Below are 14,089 nucleotides of genomic sequence, written 5' to 3'. Positions count from 1 at the left end.
TGTCGCAAAACCGCTACACACTTTTGCGCCACACGGTTTAGATCATCCAGCTTTCCGGATTGCTGATCGGCTCCTCGCGAGCGGCGCGTTGCAGGCCGACGACACAGCGCACGACGATCCAGACCGCGGTGGCGATAAACCCTAAAAACCCGATCAGCAACACCATCAGCAGCGCCGAGATGAGACCGAACAACAGCGCAATCCAGAAGGTGCGGATCGCCCAAGTATAGTGTGTCTGGACCCAGGGCGCACCCTTGCCGCGGTTGAGATAAGCAAGCACGACGCCGATGACAGACGTGATCCCCACGGCGAAAGCGACGAGATAGAGCACATAAATGACCTGGACGTTGACCTTCCCGGGCTCCAGCCAGCGATCGGTCTCTCTGGGAGGCGGAGCCTGCGGACCATTGTCACTCATCGATACCTCCCTCTCTCGTCATTTCCCCGTGCCTCAGGAGACGGCCTGCATCCGGCCCGGATTGAAGATCCGCTGTGGATCGAACTTTTCCCGGACGCGCTCGCTCAACAGCGCCACCGGCGCGGGTTGCGGCTCGAACGATGGAATGGTCGCGCGAAAGCCGTCAGCTGCGCGAACGAGGCTCGCATGGCCGCCGCCAAGCGCCTTGATATAGCGGCGCACCAGCGCCGCCTCCGGATCGGCCTCCATGCGCAGCCACACAAGTCCGCCCTGCCAGTCATAAAAGGCATCGACACCCGTTTGCAGGCGCAACGCGGCAACCAGTTGGTGGCCGGCCGAAGGCGCAACCGAGACACGCCAGAGCGGGCGATCCGTGCCATCTGCATAGGGCTTCACATCGCGGATCTCCAACCAGAGCGCCGCCGTCTGCTCCGCATCGAGCCGCGATACCGGACCGAACTTTTCGAGCGCCTTCGACAGTTTTTCCGCGCGGATCGAGACCGAGGCCTGCAAGCCTTCCAGCCGAAGAACGGTTGCTGCGCCATCGGGCAGGCCGCCGGCGATGAACCGGCCGCGGACGCTCTCGGCCAGATGCGCCGCACCTGATACCTCGACCGTTTGCGCCATGGCTTCTGCCATCACGGCCGCCGCCTCGGCATCGTTCAAGCCCGAGACCACGACGGTTTCGCAGGCTGGCGGCTTCGGCAGCACGCGGAATGTCACCTCGGTCAGAATTCCAAGCGTTCCGTGCGAGCCCGCCAAAAGTTTTACCAGATCGAGGCCGGTGACGTTCTTCATCACCCGGCCGCCAGCCTTGATCGCGTCGCCCCTGCCATTGACGAAACGGACGCCGAGCAGGCTGTCGCGAGCGGCACCGGCGATGAGGCGCCTCGGCCCCGAGACATTGGCCGCGAAAACCCCGCCGATCGTCGGTTCGCCGGTCGTTGCAAAGATCGGGCGGTGGTCCATCGGTTCGAATGACAGCATCTGCCGGTTTTCGGCAAGGGCCGCCTCGACCTCGGCAAGCGGCGTCCCGGCGAGCGCGCTGACGGTCATTTCCGCCGGGTTGTAGCTGACAATACCTGAGAGACGGCGGGTGGACAGCACCCGGTCGGCGCGCACGGGGTTGCCGAGGCCGGAGCGCGTGCCGCCGCCGATGACGGTAAGCGACGCCCTTTCCGCGGCCATCGCCCGAACCACGGTTGCGATCCCCTCTTCGCTCGCAGGCTCGAAATGCACGATCATGCGGCGGGGCGTCCTTCGAGCGGAAAGACCTTGGACGGGTTCAGGATCCATTGTGGATCGAAGGCGGCGCGCGCCGCCATCTGCTGGTCCAGATCGGTCTGGGTGAACTGATGCAGCATGAGATCGCGTTTCTCGATACCGACGCCATGTTCGCCGGTCAGGCATCCGCCGGCATCGACGCAAAGCTTCAGGATGTCGTTGCCGGCGCTTTCGGCGCGTGCCGCATCATCGGGGTCGTTGATGTTGTAGAGGATCAGCGGATGCATGTTGCCGTCGCCGGCGTGAAAGACATTGGCGACGCGCAGACCGTAGGAAGCGACGATCTCGCCGGTGCGGCGCAGAACGTGGGAAAGCTGGCTGAGCGGCACGGTGCCGTCCATGCAGATATAGTCGGCGATGCGTCCGGTTGCGCCGAACGCCGATTTGCGGCCCTTCCAGATCAGCGCCGCCTCGAGCGCCGATTGGCTTTCCTTGATTGTGGTAACGCCGTGGCGCCGGGCAACGTCGATGATGCTTGCGAGCATCGCGTCCATCTCGGCCTCCGAGCCCTCCACCTCGACGATCAGTAGCGCCTCCACATCCAGCGGATAGCCGGCATGGGCAAAGGCTTCGCAGATCTCGATTGCCGGCTTGTCCATGAATTCCATGGCGACGGGGATGATGCCGGAACCGATGACGTCGGCGACGCAGGCGCCGGCGGCTTCAGAGGAGGCAAAGCCGAACAGCACCGGGCGGGCGCCCTCGGGCTTGGCGATCAGCCGCACGGTTGCCTCGGTAACGATGCCGAGCTGCCCCTCCGAGCCGCAGACAAGGCCGAGCAGATCGTAGCCGGCCGCATCGAACGCCTTGCCGCCGAGATCAATGATCGTGCCGTCGAACAGCACCATCTTCACGCCCAGCAGATTGTTGGTGGTGACGCCGTATTTCAGGCAATGGGCGCCGCCGGAATTCATGCCGATATTGCCGCCGATGGTGCAGGCAAGCTGCGAACTCGGATCCGGCGCGTAGAAGAAGCCATCGGCGGAAACGGCTTCGGAAATATTGAGATTGGTCACACCGGCCTGGACCGTCGCGGTGCGGTTGAAGAAGTCGATATCGAGGATGCGCGACATCTTCGAGAGGCCGATTACCACAGCGTCTTCCTGGGGGATGGCGCCGCCGGACAAAGAGGTGCCGGCGCCACGCGGCACGACGGGAATGCCGTAGCGGCTGCAATATTTAAGCACCGCTGCCACCTGTTCGGTCGTCTCGGGCAGGGCGACGGCAAGCGGCATGCGGCGATAGGCGATGAAGGCATCGGTCTCGAACGGCTTTAAGCCGCGCTCGTCGCTGATGAGGCAGCCTGATGGCAGCAGGTCTGCCAGGTCAGCAGCGATCTCGCGGCGCCGGGCGATGACGGCCGGCCTTGGCTGCAGAAAGCCGATCGTTTCCGCCATCAAATCCTCCGCCCATATGTCAATTGGTTCATTTTCTTTACCACTAGGATAGCCCCCTCGCAAATGCTATCGAGCTTTTCCATTTCGGAAACAATGGCAACGATTGATGACGAATTTAGGCGATCTTGAGATTTTTGCACGCGTCGTTTCCTCCGGCAGTATGTCGGCAGCAGGGCGGGCGCTCGGATTTTCCCCCGCGGTCATCTCCAAACGGATCAAGCGGCTGGAAGACCGGCTGGGCACGCGCCTGTTGCAGCGCACCACCCGGCAGATCTCGCTAACCGAGGCGGGCCAGGGCTTCTACGACCGCGTGCTCGGCATCCTCACGGGCATCGAAGAGGCGGAAGCCTATGCCTCAGGACGCTCGTCGCAGGCGCAGGGCGTGCTTCGCATTTCGGCGCCGACCTCCTTTGGCCGCATGCATATCGCGCCGCATCTGACCGGCTTCATGAAGGACCATCTGGATCTCAAGCTGCACATCGTGCTCACCGACGACTTTACCGATATCGTCGCCGAGGGCTTCGACATGGCCGTGCGCATCGGTGAGCTGACCGATTCGAGCCTGGTAGCGCGCAAGCTCGCGCCGGTCCGCAGGCTGCTCTGCGCCTCGCCGGACTACATTGCCAGCAACGGCGCCCCGAACGAGATTGGCGACCTCGCCCGGCATTTCTGCCTGCCCGCCCACAACAACGACAACTGGAAGCTCGAAGGGCCGGAGGGATCGCTCGTCTGGCACCCCGAAGGGCCGCTGGTGACCAATTCCTCTGAAATCGTCCGGGCGGCGGTGATCGCCGGCGCCGGCATCGCGCTCCGCTCCACCTGGGATATCGGCCCGGAGCTGCGCAGCGGCCAGCTGGTGCAGGTGCTGCCGCAATGGGAGGGCTCGAAGAACCTGACGCTATCGGCCGTCTACCCGAGCCGCCAGTTCCTGCCGGCCAAGGTGCGCCTGTTCATCGATTATCTCGCCGGCCTCTACGGGCCTGTCCCCTATTGGGAACGATAGGCGCTATTTGTGCTCGCCGTCGCCGTGATGGTGGCGGATGCGGCGAACGATGAGCCAGACGCCGGCGACCGCGAAGGGCACGGCAAGTCCGGTCAACAGACCGGGATCGATCGGCAGCTCATGGCTGACCGCCTTGGCGAGATAGCCGAACAGACCGACGACGTAATAGGAGATCGCGGCAACCGACAGACCCTCGACAGTCTGCTGCAGCCGCAGCTGCAACTTCGCGCGCCGATCCATCGAGTTCAAAAGGGCGCTGTTCTGCCGCTCCAGTTCGACATCGACCCAACTGCGCAGGAGCGCGGTGGCGCGGGCGAGCTTGCGCGACAGGTTCGCCTGCCGCTCCTCCACCGACTGGCAGGTGCGCATTGCCGGCGCCAGCCGACGCTCGAGAAAGGTGCCGATCGTCTCGTAGCCGGGGACCGCCGTCTCGGCCAGGGTGCGGATGCGCTCCTGGACGATGCCGTAATAGGCGCGGCTGGCGCCGAAGCGATAGAGGCTGAGTGCAGCACCCGCCTCCAGATCGGCCGCAAGCCGGGTGATCTCCGCCAGCATGTCGTCCGCCTCTTCGCGGACGTTCTCCTTCATGCGCTGAGTGATCGCCGTCAGGCCGTCTTCGGTGCGGCGGATCTCCGGCGACAGTGATTGCGCCAACGGCAGGCCGACCATCGCCAGCGTCCGATAGGTTTCGATATCGAGCAGACGCTGGATCAACGCGCCGGTGCCGGCCTCGGTCATGCCGCGGTCGATCACCAGGATCTGCGTCAGACCGTCACCGTTCTGGCGAAAGTCAGTGACGAGGATCGCCTGGCCGTTCTTCGTCTCGCTGTAACAGAGGCTGGTCGGGTCGAAAGCCTTGATCGCCTCGCGGGTCTCCGGTGAGTCCGCGCGGATCTCGAGGCGGATGCCCGAAATGAGCGAGCCGGGCGGCGAAAAGCCGTCGCCGAATGGGTGGATCGCCACCTCGCCACCGAAATGCTCCGGCGCCGGGCCGTCCCAAAAATAGGTCGAAAATTCCGTATGCCGTTCCCAGCGCAGCGTGCCCTGCCCCCAGGCCATGGCATGATGGTTGGCATCGCGTCCAGGCGGCGCAATGCCACGCGAACGCGACAATTCCGACAGAACGGCGTGGTCGACGATCGAGCCGCCCTCGGTCATGAAGGCGAGCTGAAAGATCACGCGCGGCGTCGCCACCAGGGCGTAAGGCCGCGAATGGACCTCGCCCAGCGCCTGCGCTCGCATCGGCGCGACCGGAAATGCAAAACTTCCCTTTGCCATGAAGCGCTTTATCCCCCTCACGCGTTCATCATGACTCTCTTATCAACCGAATGAGCAAAAGCAAAAGGACGCATTGCCGCAGTTTGACTTTTGTCAGGGCGGCCAAAGTGGACAAGGAAATTGACCAGTTGGCTGCCGATGCCTAGATTGCGGCGCATGGGAGACCCAAGCGTGACCGAAGACCAGATCGACCTCTATGCCCGCATCAGCCACAGCCGCACGGCGGACGAGGTTGTCCAACAGATCGAGCTTCTCATCCTCGAAGGCATCCTGCGCGACGGCGACAGGCTGCCGGGCGAACGGGAACTGTCGAAGCGTTTCGACGTGTCGCGGCCGATCCTGCGCGAAGCGTTGAAGGAACTGGAGGCGCGCGGCCTCGTCGAGAGCCGCCACGGCGGCGGTACCTTCGTTGCCGATGTCGTCGGCGAAGTCTTCTCCAAGCCGCTGATCGAGCTGATCGGCCGCCACCACAAGGCGACGCAGGATTATCTCGAATATCGCCGCGAACTCGAAGGCTTGACCGCGGAACTGGCGGCAACGCGCGCAACGGATTTCGACCGCGATATCCTCACGCGCATTATCGAGCGAATGCGAACCGCCCACCGCAGTGGTGACTTCAACGACGAACTAGCCTCCGACGTCGAGTTGCATCAGGCGATCGGCGAAAGCGCCCACAACATCATCCTCATGCACACGCTGCGCGCCTGTTACCGGCTGCTGACGCAGGGGATCTTTTTTCACCGCAATTCGGTCTTCGACGCGCCAGGGGCGCGTGACCGGCTGCTCGCGCAACACGAGGCAATCTACGACGCGATCATGGCCGGAGACCCGAAAGCGGCCAAGGCCGCTGCCCAAAGCCATATCGATTTTGTTGCCGCCTCCACCCGCGAGGCCGAGCGCACCGGCGAGTGGGCGCGCATCGCGCGGCTGCGCCTCCAGCAGCGCGATCAGGCGAGCTGAAGCCGGGACCAACGCCCGGTTGCCGCCCCGCTGGCAAAACAGGCGCGAAAGCACCATATTCTGTCGCATCGGGACCACAGTTTGCAGCGAAGCTGACCGCATATCCGGCAGCCGACACGGTGCGACGTTTACACGCAACGCGACGCTGGCATACTGGCTGGAACGTCCAACGAACACTGATTCGCTAAGAGGAGAGCAAACGACCTTGAACTTCCTGAACCGGCTCGCATCCGATGTGCAGCTGATGCTGCGTCGACCGGCGCGCATGCAATATGCAGCGCTCTGTTTCCGTGTTCGCAAGAAGTCCAAGGCGCTCGAGATTCTGCTGATCACCAGCCGTGATACCGGCCGCTGGGTCATTCCCAAGGGATGGCCTATGCAAGGCAAGCGTGCCCACGAGGTGGCCGAGCGCGAGGCCTATGAAGAGGCAGGCGTCAAGGGCCGAGTGCAGAAGGCCCCGGCCGGCTTCTATCTCTACAAGAAGCGCATGGATCACGGCCTGAAGATCTCGGTCAAGGTCCAGGTGCATGCCCTCGAGGTAGACGATCTCTGCAAGCACTTCCCCGAGGAAGGTGTGCGCAAGCTGGAATGGGTCAGCTGCGAGGAGGCAGCCAGCCGTGTCGCAGAGCCGACACTGAAGGAGCTTATCCTCGCCTTCGGCCGCCGCGTGGCGGCACCGCCCTCGCCGGTCCCCAAGGCCGTCACCGGCTAGCCACCGCGGGCGATATCTTCGGCCATCTTTTGCACAGCTTTGCAGACATCATCAATTCCGCTTGAAAGCATTTCGCGGTGGCAGTAGTGGCCATGGTGAAAAGGGAGACCGCCATTGCCAAAGTCGCGCACGCGCCTTGAAAAGCAGACGCTCGACAAGGATCTGGACAAGTTCAGCCTTGCCGAGGAGGCATCGCAGCAGGTGATGCGTGGTCTGGCAGCCCCGGGCCTCGCTCTCCTGTTCCTGCTGCTCAGCATGGCATTTGCCGCAAGCTTCGTGACGAACTCGGCGACCGCGCCGATCATCATCGCCGCAGCCGCGATCGCCGGCTACATGGCGATGAACATCGGCGCCAACGACGTCACCAACAACGTCGGCGCGGCCGTTGGCGCCAAGGCGATGTCGATGGTAACGGCGCTGACAATCGCCGCCGTCTTCGAAATCGCTGGCGCGATGCTCGCCGGCCGTCAGGTGACACTGACGGTCGAGGCGGGCATCATTTACGGAGAAGACATTCTCGGGGCCCAGACGATCGTCTGGGTGATGATGGCGGCGCTCGCCTCGTCGGCCGTCTGGATCAATATCGCCACCTATTCCGGCGCGCCGGTTTCAACGACCCATTCGATCATTGGCGGCATCGTCGGAGCGGGCATTGCGGCTGCAGGCGTCTCCAGCGTGCAATGGTGGGAACTTGCCGGCATCACCGCCAGTTGGTCGATTTCACCTGTTCTCGGCGGCGTCATCGCCGCTGCCTTCCTTGCGCTTCTCAAGGAATTCATCATCTACCGCGAGGACAAGATCGCATCGGCCAGGCGCTGGATGCCCGTGCTTCTCGGGGTGACGGCAGGTTGTTTTACCGCCTATCTCGCGGTGATCGCCCTGGTGCAGGTTGCCTCGATCTCGCTGGTGACGGGCCTCGGCCTCGGCCTGATCGTCGGCATCGTCGTCTATTTCCTGAGCAAACCGTGGATTCGCCGTCAGTCGGAGGGTCTCGACAACCGCAATCAGTCGCTACGCAAGCTGTTTCGTGCGCCGCTGATCCTGGCGGCTGCGCTGCTTTCCTTCGCACACGGCGCCAATGACGTTTCCAACGCCATCGGTCCGCTGTCGGCGATCGTGTCCGCGCTCGACGGTGTCATCACCACGGAGAGATCGCCAACACCGCTTTGGGAACTTGCGATCGGCGCCATCGGCATATCGCTCGGCCTGCTGCTCTATGGCCCACGGCTGATCCGCGTCGTCGGCCAGGAAATCACCCGCCTCAATCCGATGCGCGCCTTCTGCGTTGCGCTGGCAACCGCGGTAACCGTGCTGCTCGCCTCCGCCCTCGGCCTGCCGATCAGCTCGACCCACACGGCGGTCGGCGCCGTCTTCGGCGTCGGCTTCTTCCGCGAATGGTATACTCGGCACTCGCAGCGTCGCCTGGAATATGTGCGCCAGAAGACCGGGCAGGCAGACTTCATGGGATCGACCGAGACCAACTTTGCCGAGGTCCGCCGCCGCCGACTGGTGCGCCGCTCGCATTTTCTGACGATCGTTGCCGCCTGGGTCATCACCGTTCCGGCCTCGGCCCTGCTTTCGGCCGTCGTCTACTTCATCCTTTCCAGCCTGTTCATCTAGAGGTAATCGACATGCGCGCCAATTTTCGCATGCAGCGACTGTTCGTGGAACATGCACTCCATGCCGGTGCAACCCAGGAGACGACCAAGGAACAGTTCAACTATTTGATCAACGTGCTCCGCTACGAGGAAGGCGGGTCCGTCCTCGTGTTCAACGGCCGCGACGGCGAATGGCGAGCCGAGCTTTCGCTCCCGACCAAGAAGCGCCTGATCCTGACTGCCGTCGAGCAGACACGTCCGCAGCCGGCACCTTGCGATCTCGTCTATCTCTTTGCACCGCTAAAGGTCGGCCGCCTCGACTACCTCGTGCAGAAGGCCGTCGAGATGGGCGCCGGGGTGCTCCAGCCGGTGATGACGCAACATGTTCAGGGCAAGATCGGCAACCTCGACCGGGTGCGCGCCAATGTCGTCGAGGCCGCGGAACAATGTGGCGTGCTCGGCATACCCAGTGTCGAAGAGCCCCGCCGGCTTGAGGACCTGCTGCAAAGTTGGCCCGCGGATCGGCGCATCATCTTCTGCGACGAAGGCAGCAACAGCCAGAATCCGCTACCGATCCTGAACGGCATTAAGGAAAAGAAGCTGGCACTGCTGATCGGGCCCGAAGGCGGTTTTTCCGACAGCGAGCGAAGCCTGCTGCGCAGCCTCGATTTCGTCACCGCCATTCCTCTTGGCCCCCGCATTCTCAGGGCCGATACCGCAGCGGTTGCGGCCATGGCGGTCATACAGGCAACGGTCGGTGATTGGCACTAACCGGTCGTTCGCACGCAAGCGCGGCGCATACTTTTTTTGAACAGATCTTGAAAGAAATTGACTTGCACCGCACCTGAATACGGTTCAAGCAGCCCCATCCACTTCCGCTGACCGGCGGAACCGCTCAAGCAAAAGAAGACGCTCATGGCCCGAGATACCACCGACCAGACGCCGGTAACCTCTGTCGCTGACCTGACCGCTTATCTGGCGGAGGGCTCGAAACCGGAGGAGCGGTTCCGGATCGGAACGGAGCACGAAAAGTTTGCCTTCTTTAAGGCGGACAACAGCCCCGTGCCCTATTACGGCGACGCCAGCATCCAGGCGCTGCTCAACGGTATGGCTGCAAAGAGCGGCTGGGATCCGATCGTTGACGAGGGCAATATCATCGGTCTTGCCGAGCATTCCGGCAACGGGGCGATCTCGCTGGAGCCGGGCGGTCAGTTCGAGCTCTCCGGTGCGCCACTCGAAAACCTCCACCAGACTTGCAAGGAATCGAACCAGCACCTCGCCGTCCTGCGCGAAGTGGCCGAGCCACTCGGCATTCGCTTCCTCGGCATCGGTGGCAGCCCGAAATGGACGTTTGACGAAACGCCGCGCATGCCGAAATCGCGCTATGGCATCATGAGCCGCTACATGCCCAAGGTCGGCACCAAGGGTCTCGACATGATGTATCGCACCTGCACGATCCAAGTGAACCTCGACTTCTCCTCGGAAGAGGACATGCGCCGCAAGATGCAGGTGTCCTTGAAGCTGCAGCCGCTGGCGACCGCTCTGTTTGCAAGCTCCCCCTTCACCGATGGCAAGCCGAACGGGCTCCTGTCCTGGCGCGGCGATATCTGGCGCGACACAGACAACCAGCGCTCCGGCCTTCTGCCTTCCGCTTTCAAGCCGGACTTCGGCTTTGCGGACTATGTCGAATGGGCGCTCGACGTGCCTATGTATTTTGTCGTTCGCGACGACCACTATCACGACTGTACCCATGTCACCTTCCGTCAGTTCATGGGCGGAGCGCTCAAGGGCGAGATCGCCGACTGGCAGCCGAACATGGGCGACTGGACCAATCATCTCTCGACCCTCTTCCCCGACGTGCGCCTCAAGCGCTTCCTGGAGATGCGGGGCGCCGACGGCGGCCCCTGGCGTCGGATCTGCGCTCTGCCTGCCTTCTGGGTCGGCCTGCTTTACGACGGCGAGGCGCTCTCTGCCGCCGAAGCACTCACGCGCGACTGGACCTTCGAGGAGGTCGGCTCACTGCGTGACACAGTGCCCGCCCAGGCGCTCAACACAAAATTCCGCGCCGGCAGCCTCTACGACATCGCCCGCGAAGTCGTTTCGATCTCGCGCGGCGGCCTGAAGCGACGCAACCGGCTGAACGGCGACGGCATCGACGAAAGCCAGTTCCTCGCACCGCTCGACGAAGTGCTTGCCAAGAAGGCAACGCTCGCCGAGGATCTGCTGTCGCTCTACAACGGCCGCTGGAATGGCTCCGTCGATCCGGTCTTTGCCGAGTACCAGTACTGAGCCGGTAAGCCTGCCATTACAGCGCCGCGCGTCAGGCATGACGCGCCCAAGGACGCTGTAACCGCTTAAACTTGCTGCATAATTTCGTCCTTAAATCGAGCCGGATTTAAGGAATTATGCAGTAAAAAGCGGTTTCCAGCCTCCAATTTCCCGGTATAGTGCAACGATATGCGTCGCTTGCAGCGCCGCGCATCAGACATGACGCGCAAAGGACGCTGCCACGCTTTACACTTGCTGCATCATTTTCCCCTTAAATCGTTCCGATCTAAGGAATCAGGCAGCAGCCGAAGGGAACCGGGGATGGCACCGCTTTTTGACATGTTCACGCAGGCGCAGAACGGACAGGCCACGGAGCTGATGGCTCGACAATTCGGGCTTGCGCAGGAGCAGATGGCGAAAGCTACCGCAGCGCTGCTCCCGGCCTTTTCCGCCGCCTTCAAGCGCAACACCACAAACCCCTACGATTTCGGCGCGCTGCTGACGGCGATGTCCAGCGGCAGCTATGCCAAATACTTCGAGGACGTGAGCCAGGCATTCACGCCGCAAGGCATGGCCGACGGCAACGGCATCCTCGGCCAGCTCTTCGGCTCCAAGGAAATGTCGCGCGCGATCGCGGCCCAGGCAGCCCAGGTCACCGGCATCAGCCAGGAGATCTACAAGCAGATGCTGCCGGCCATGGCCGATACGTTGATGGGCGGGCTGTTCAAGCAGGCGACGGGCCAGTTTGCAGGCGCGAACGTCGCCTTTGCCAACAATCCGATGGCAACGATGATGCAGCAGTGGATGCAGGCGGCCGGCCTTGCCAGGAAGCCGGAGCCGCAGGCCAACCCCTTCGACAATCCGTTTACGCAGGCGATGCAGGACTTCTTCGGTGCCGGCAAGAAAGAAGAGAAGGCCAAGGCGCCCGACCTCTTCGCCGATAATCCCTTCATGAAGGCGTTCCAGGACATGATCCAGACCGGCGCCGGCACGACAGCCAAGCCGGCTGCTGACAATCCTGCCGTCGCCCAGTTTTCGCAGATGATGAACAGCATGTTCGACAGCGGGCTGGAAATGCAGAAGGAATATCAGAAGAACATCGAGGCGCTGTTCGACAGCTACAAGACCGGCACCGGCGACAAGGCCTGAGCTGGATTAGAGCATTTCCAGAAAAAGTGCGAAGTGGTTTTCCGCCTGGAAATGCGTAAAAACAAAGAGATAGAGCGTTTCTGCGACTCCGTCTAAACCGGAAACGCTCGACGACGCTACCCTCACCAATCCGGCACCTGCTGGAAAAGAAAAAGGCCCGGTACATGTCTTGGTTCATGTACCGGGCCAAGCGGCAGGGTCTATTGGCTCTACCCTGCGGGGAACGTTTGGGCGCGCGATAGAGGCAGCAGCACCGAAACTTCGAAATTCGTAGCATGACCCGCGTTGGCGGCAGCTTGCGCGGATCATGCTCGACTGGCGCATCTCAAGCGGCGGGATGCGCCATAGGGAAATCAATCGTGACGGATCCCCTTGTAGAAGAGGCTCACGCGGTTTCGCGACGCACGCGTCAGATAGCTGGCGGGATTGTCGAAGAAGGGCGAGGTGATCGCCTCGTGCACATCTTCGCGCCGTAGCCCCATATCGAGCAGTTGGCGGTCATCCAGCTCATTCAGACGCGCAATCTGGCATCGGCTTCGAAGGCGCCATGCAGCCGTCATCACGCCGATAACGCCAGCGGCGCGGGAGGCATAGGCCTGCTTTCCGGCAACGAGGTCGAGGACGTGGTCGGTCGTGCGCATGACGGTACTCCTTTTTTCAGGCACGAAGGGACCCGTCCCCTGCGCGAGGTCAAACGCAGGGGTGGGCCAGGGAAGTTGGGATTAGCCGGCACCTGTGCCGGCCGGGATCAATGAAATTTGCCCCTGATAGATCGCAAATCCTTATTGATCAGTCCAACGAATGTTTTTAATGATATTCATCAAACAATCTTATGGGTGTATCACGGCCATGTCCGCACCGCTTGACATTGATCAGCTGCAAACCTTTGTCGCGATCGCCGACACGGGCAGCTTCACCAAGGCCGCCGACCGGGTTTTCAAGACACAGTCGGCCGTATCCATGCAGATGCGGCGCCTGGAAGAGCGCATCGGCAAGCCGTTGTTCATGAAGGACGGGCGCGGCAACCGCCTGACCGTCGAGGGTGACCGGCTGCTCAACTTCGCCCGCCGGATGATCCGTCTCAACAACGAGGCGATGGCCTCCTTCGACGACAATCGCCTCGAGGGCACGCTGCGCATCGGCACGCCTGATGACTATGCCGACCGCTACATGCCGGAGATCATCGTGCGGTTTGCCAAGACGCATCCGAACGTCGAGCTCTACATCATCTGCGAACCTTCGGTGGATCTTGCGGAGAAGATGGCCAAGGGCGATCTCGACATCGCACTGGTTACGCACAATCCACGTGCCCGAGCCTCGGACGTGGTGCGCACAGAGCCGCTCTGTTGGGTAAGTTCGATCAACCATCCGCTGCCGGAAAATGCGCCAATCCCGCTTGCGGTCGGCCGACGCGACTGCCAGTGGCGGCAGGCGGCCTGCGCCGCGCTCGATGCGACCGGCAAGGAATACCAGATCCTGTTTACCAGTTGGTCCTCGACCGTGGTCGCGGCCGCCGTGCTTGCCGGCATGGCGGTTTCGGTCCTGCCGGAATCGGCGCTGCGTCCGGGCATGAAGGTGCTGACGCTTGCGGACGGCTTCCCGGCGCTGGCTCCAGTGCAGATCGGCATCATGAAGCGGCCGGGTCTGTCGCCATCGCTATCGAATGCGATCACCAACCACATCACCGCCTGCCTGGACAACATCACGCCGATCACCGTCAACGACGACATCGACGGCGATATCAAGGGTTTTCCGCGCTATCCGCGGCTGCGGCAAAGCCACATGCTGCCGGGCTGGTAAGCATTTTTCGACACTTAGCAAAAAGGCCGCGCTTCCCGTGGGAGGCGCGGCCTTTTTTATGCGAAACGAGACGGGAGGGAAGAGGCGGACCCAGTGCCCGCCTCTTCTCCCCGCTTACAAGGTAGCGCTGCTGATCGCGCCGCCTTCATAGGCGTGAGCGGCTAGATCATTTCACTGTTTCATCGAAACAGTGAAATGATCTAACTCGTTGAAATAACGCAA

General features: G+C 62.3%; 13 protein-coding genes. 8 read left to right on the top strand and 5 right to left on the bottom strand.

What is annotated here, in order from left to right; all coding sequences use genetic code 11:
- Positions 1-37 precede the first annotated feature (37 nt).
- The 3 genes from IB264_RS03595 to IB264_RS03585 are packed head-to-tail and all read right to left on the bottom strand — an operon-like array spanning position 38 to position 3,099.
- On the bottom strand, positions 38-418 hold the full coding sequence (locus IB264_RS03595; protein WP_025426044.1) for a DUF4870 domain-containing protein: 381 nt from the start codon (positions 416-418) through the stop codon (positions 38-40).
- A gap of 33 nt (positions 419-451) precedes the next feature.
- Entirely contained in the window at positions 452-1,663 is a 1,212-nt protein-coding gene (gene glcE / locus IB264_RS03590; protein ID WP_057211572.1) for a glycolate oxidase subunit GlcE, read from the bottom strand.
- Positions 1,660-3,099 (bottom strand): FAD-linked oxidase C-terminal domain-containing protein, encoded by a 1,440-nt coding sequence (locus IB264_RS03585; RefSeq protein ID WP_025426042.1) that lies wholly within the window; start codon positions 3,097-3,099, stop codon positions 1,660-1,662. Before IB264_RS03585 ends, glcE begins: the two co-directional genes overlap by 4 nt.
- A gap of 106 nt (positions 3,100-3,205) precedes the next feature.
- On the opposite strand from IB264_RS03585, the gene IB264_RS03580 reads away from it, so the two are divergent.
- The gene (locus IB264_RS03580; protein ID WP_025426041.1) at positions 3,206-4,102 is read left to right on the top strand and encodes a LysR family transcriptional regulator; all 897 of its coding nucleotides are present in this window, start codon (positions 3,206-3,208) and stop codon (positions 4,100-4,102) included.
- Positions 4,103-4,105: 3 nt separating this feature from the next.
- On the opposite strand, the gene IB264_RS03575 is transcribed toward IB264_RS03580, so the two are convergent.
- Positions 4,106-5,380 carry a DUF3422 family protein gene (locus IB264_RS03575; RefSeq protein ID WP_025426040.1) on the bottom strand — a complete coding sequence of 425 codons (1,275 nt, stop codon included), beginning with the start codon at positions 5,378-5,380 and terminating at the stop codon, positions 4,106-4,108.
- A gap of 171 nt (positions 5,381-5,551) precedes the next feature.
- Between IB264_RS03575 and IB264_RS03570 the strand changes: the two genes are divergently transcribed.
- From IB264_RS03570 to IB264_RS03545, 6 genes are all read left to right on the top strand, one after another.
- The gene (locus IB264_RS03570) at positions 5,552-6,340 is read left to right on the top strand and encodes a FadR/GntR family transcriptional regulator (protein ID WP_025426039.1); all 789 of its coding nucleotides are present in this window, start codon (positions 5,552-5,554) and stop codon (positions 6,338-6,340) included.
- Positions 6,341-6,545: 205 nt separating this feature from the next.
- Positions 6,546-7,052, top strand: coding sequence for an NUDIX hydrolase (locus tag IB264_RS03565; RefSeq protein WP_025426038.1), 507 nt, complete (start codon positions 6,546-6,548; stop codon positions 7,050-7,052).
- Between the two features lie 114 nt (positions 7,053-7,166).
- Complete coding sequence (locus tag IB264_RS03560; protein WP_025426037.1) at positions 7,167-8,672, top strand: inorganic phosphate transporter; 1,506 nt, start codon at positions 7,167-7,169, stop codon at positions 8,670-8,672.
- Between the two features lie 11 nt (positions 8,673-8,683).
- Positions 8,684-9,421 carry a 16S rRNA (uracil(1498)-N(3))-methyltransferase gene (locus IB264_RS03555; RefSeq protein ID WP_025426036.1) on the top strand — a complete coding sequence of 246 codons (738 nt, stop codon included), beginning with the start codon at positions 8,684-8,686 and terminating at the stop codon, positions 9,419-9,421.
- Between the two features lie 144 nt (positions 9,422-9,565).
- Positions 9,566-10,939, top strand: a complete 1,374-nt coding sequence (locus IB264_RS03550; RefSeq protein ID WP_025426035.1) for a glutamate--cysteine ligase — start codon at positions 9,566-9,568, stop codon at positions 10,937-10,939.
- A gap of 300 nt (positions 10,940-11,239) precedes the next feature.
- The gene (locus IB264_RS03545) at positions 11,240-12,067 is read left to right on the top strand and encodes a DUF937 domain-containing protein (RefSeq protein WP_025426034.1); all 828 of its coding nucleotides are present in this window, start codon (positions 11,240-11,242) and stop codon (positions 12,065-12,067) included.
- 353 nt (positions 12,068-12,420) lie between these two features.
- On the opposite strand, the gene IB264_RS03540 is transcribed toward IB264_RS03545, so the two are convergent.
- Complete coding sequence (locus IB264_RS03540; RefSeq protein ID WP_025426033.1) at positions 12,421-12,708, bottom strand: DUF1127 domain-containing protein; 288 nt, start codon at positions 12,706-12,708, stop codon at positions 12,421-12,423.
- A gap of 208 nt (positions 12,709-12,916) precedes the next feature.
- On the opposite strand from IB264_RS03540, the gene IB264_RS03535 reads away from it, so the two are divergent.
- A complete protein-coding gene (locus IB264_RS03535) occupies positions 12,917-13,867 on the top strand; it encodes a LysR substrate-binding domain-containing protein (protein WP_025426032.1) in 951 nt (316 codons plus the stop codon).
- The last annotated feature ends 222 nt before the right edge of the window (positions 13,868-14,089 follow it).

It is taken from the genome of Ensifer sp. ENS11 (genome assembly GCF_014851895.1).
Classification (GTDB): Bacteria; Pseudomonadota; Alphaproteobacteria; order Rhizobiales; family Rhizobiaceae; genus Ensifer; species Ensifer canadensis.
Note: the sequence above shows the minus strand (reverse complement) of the source record. Positions and strands in the feature narration are given on the sequence as shown.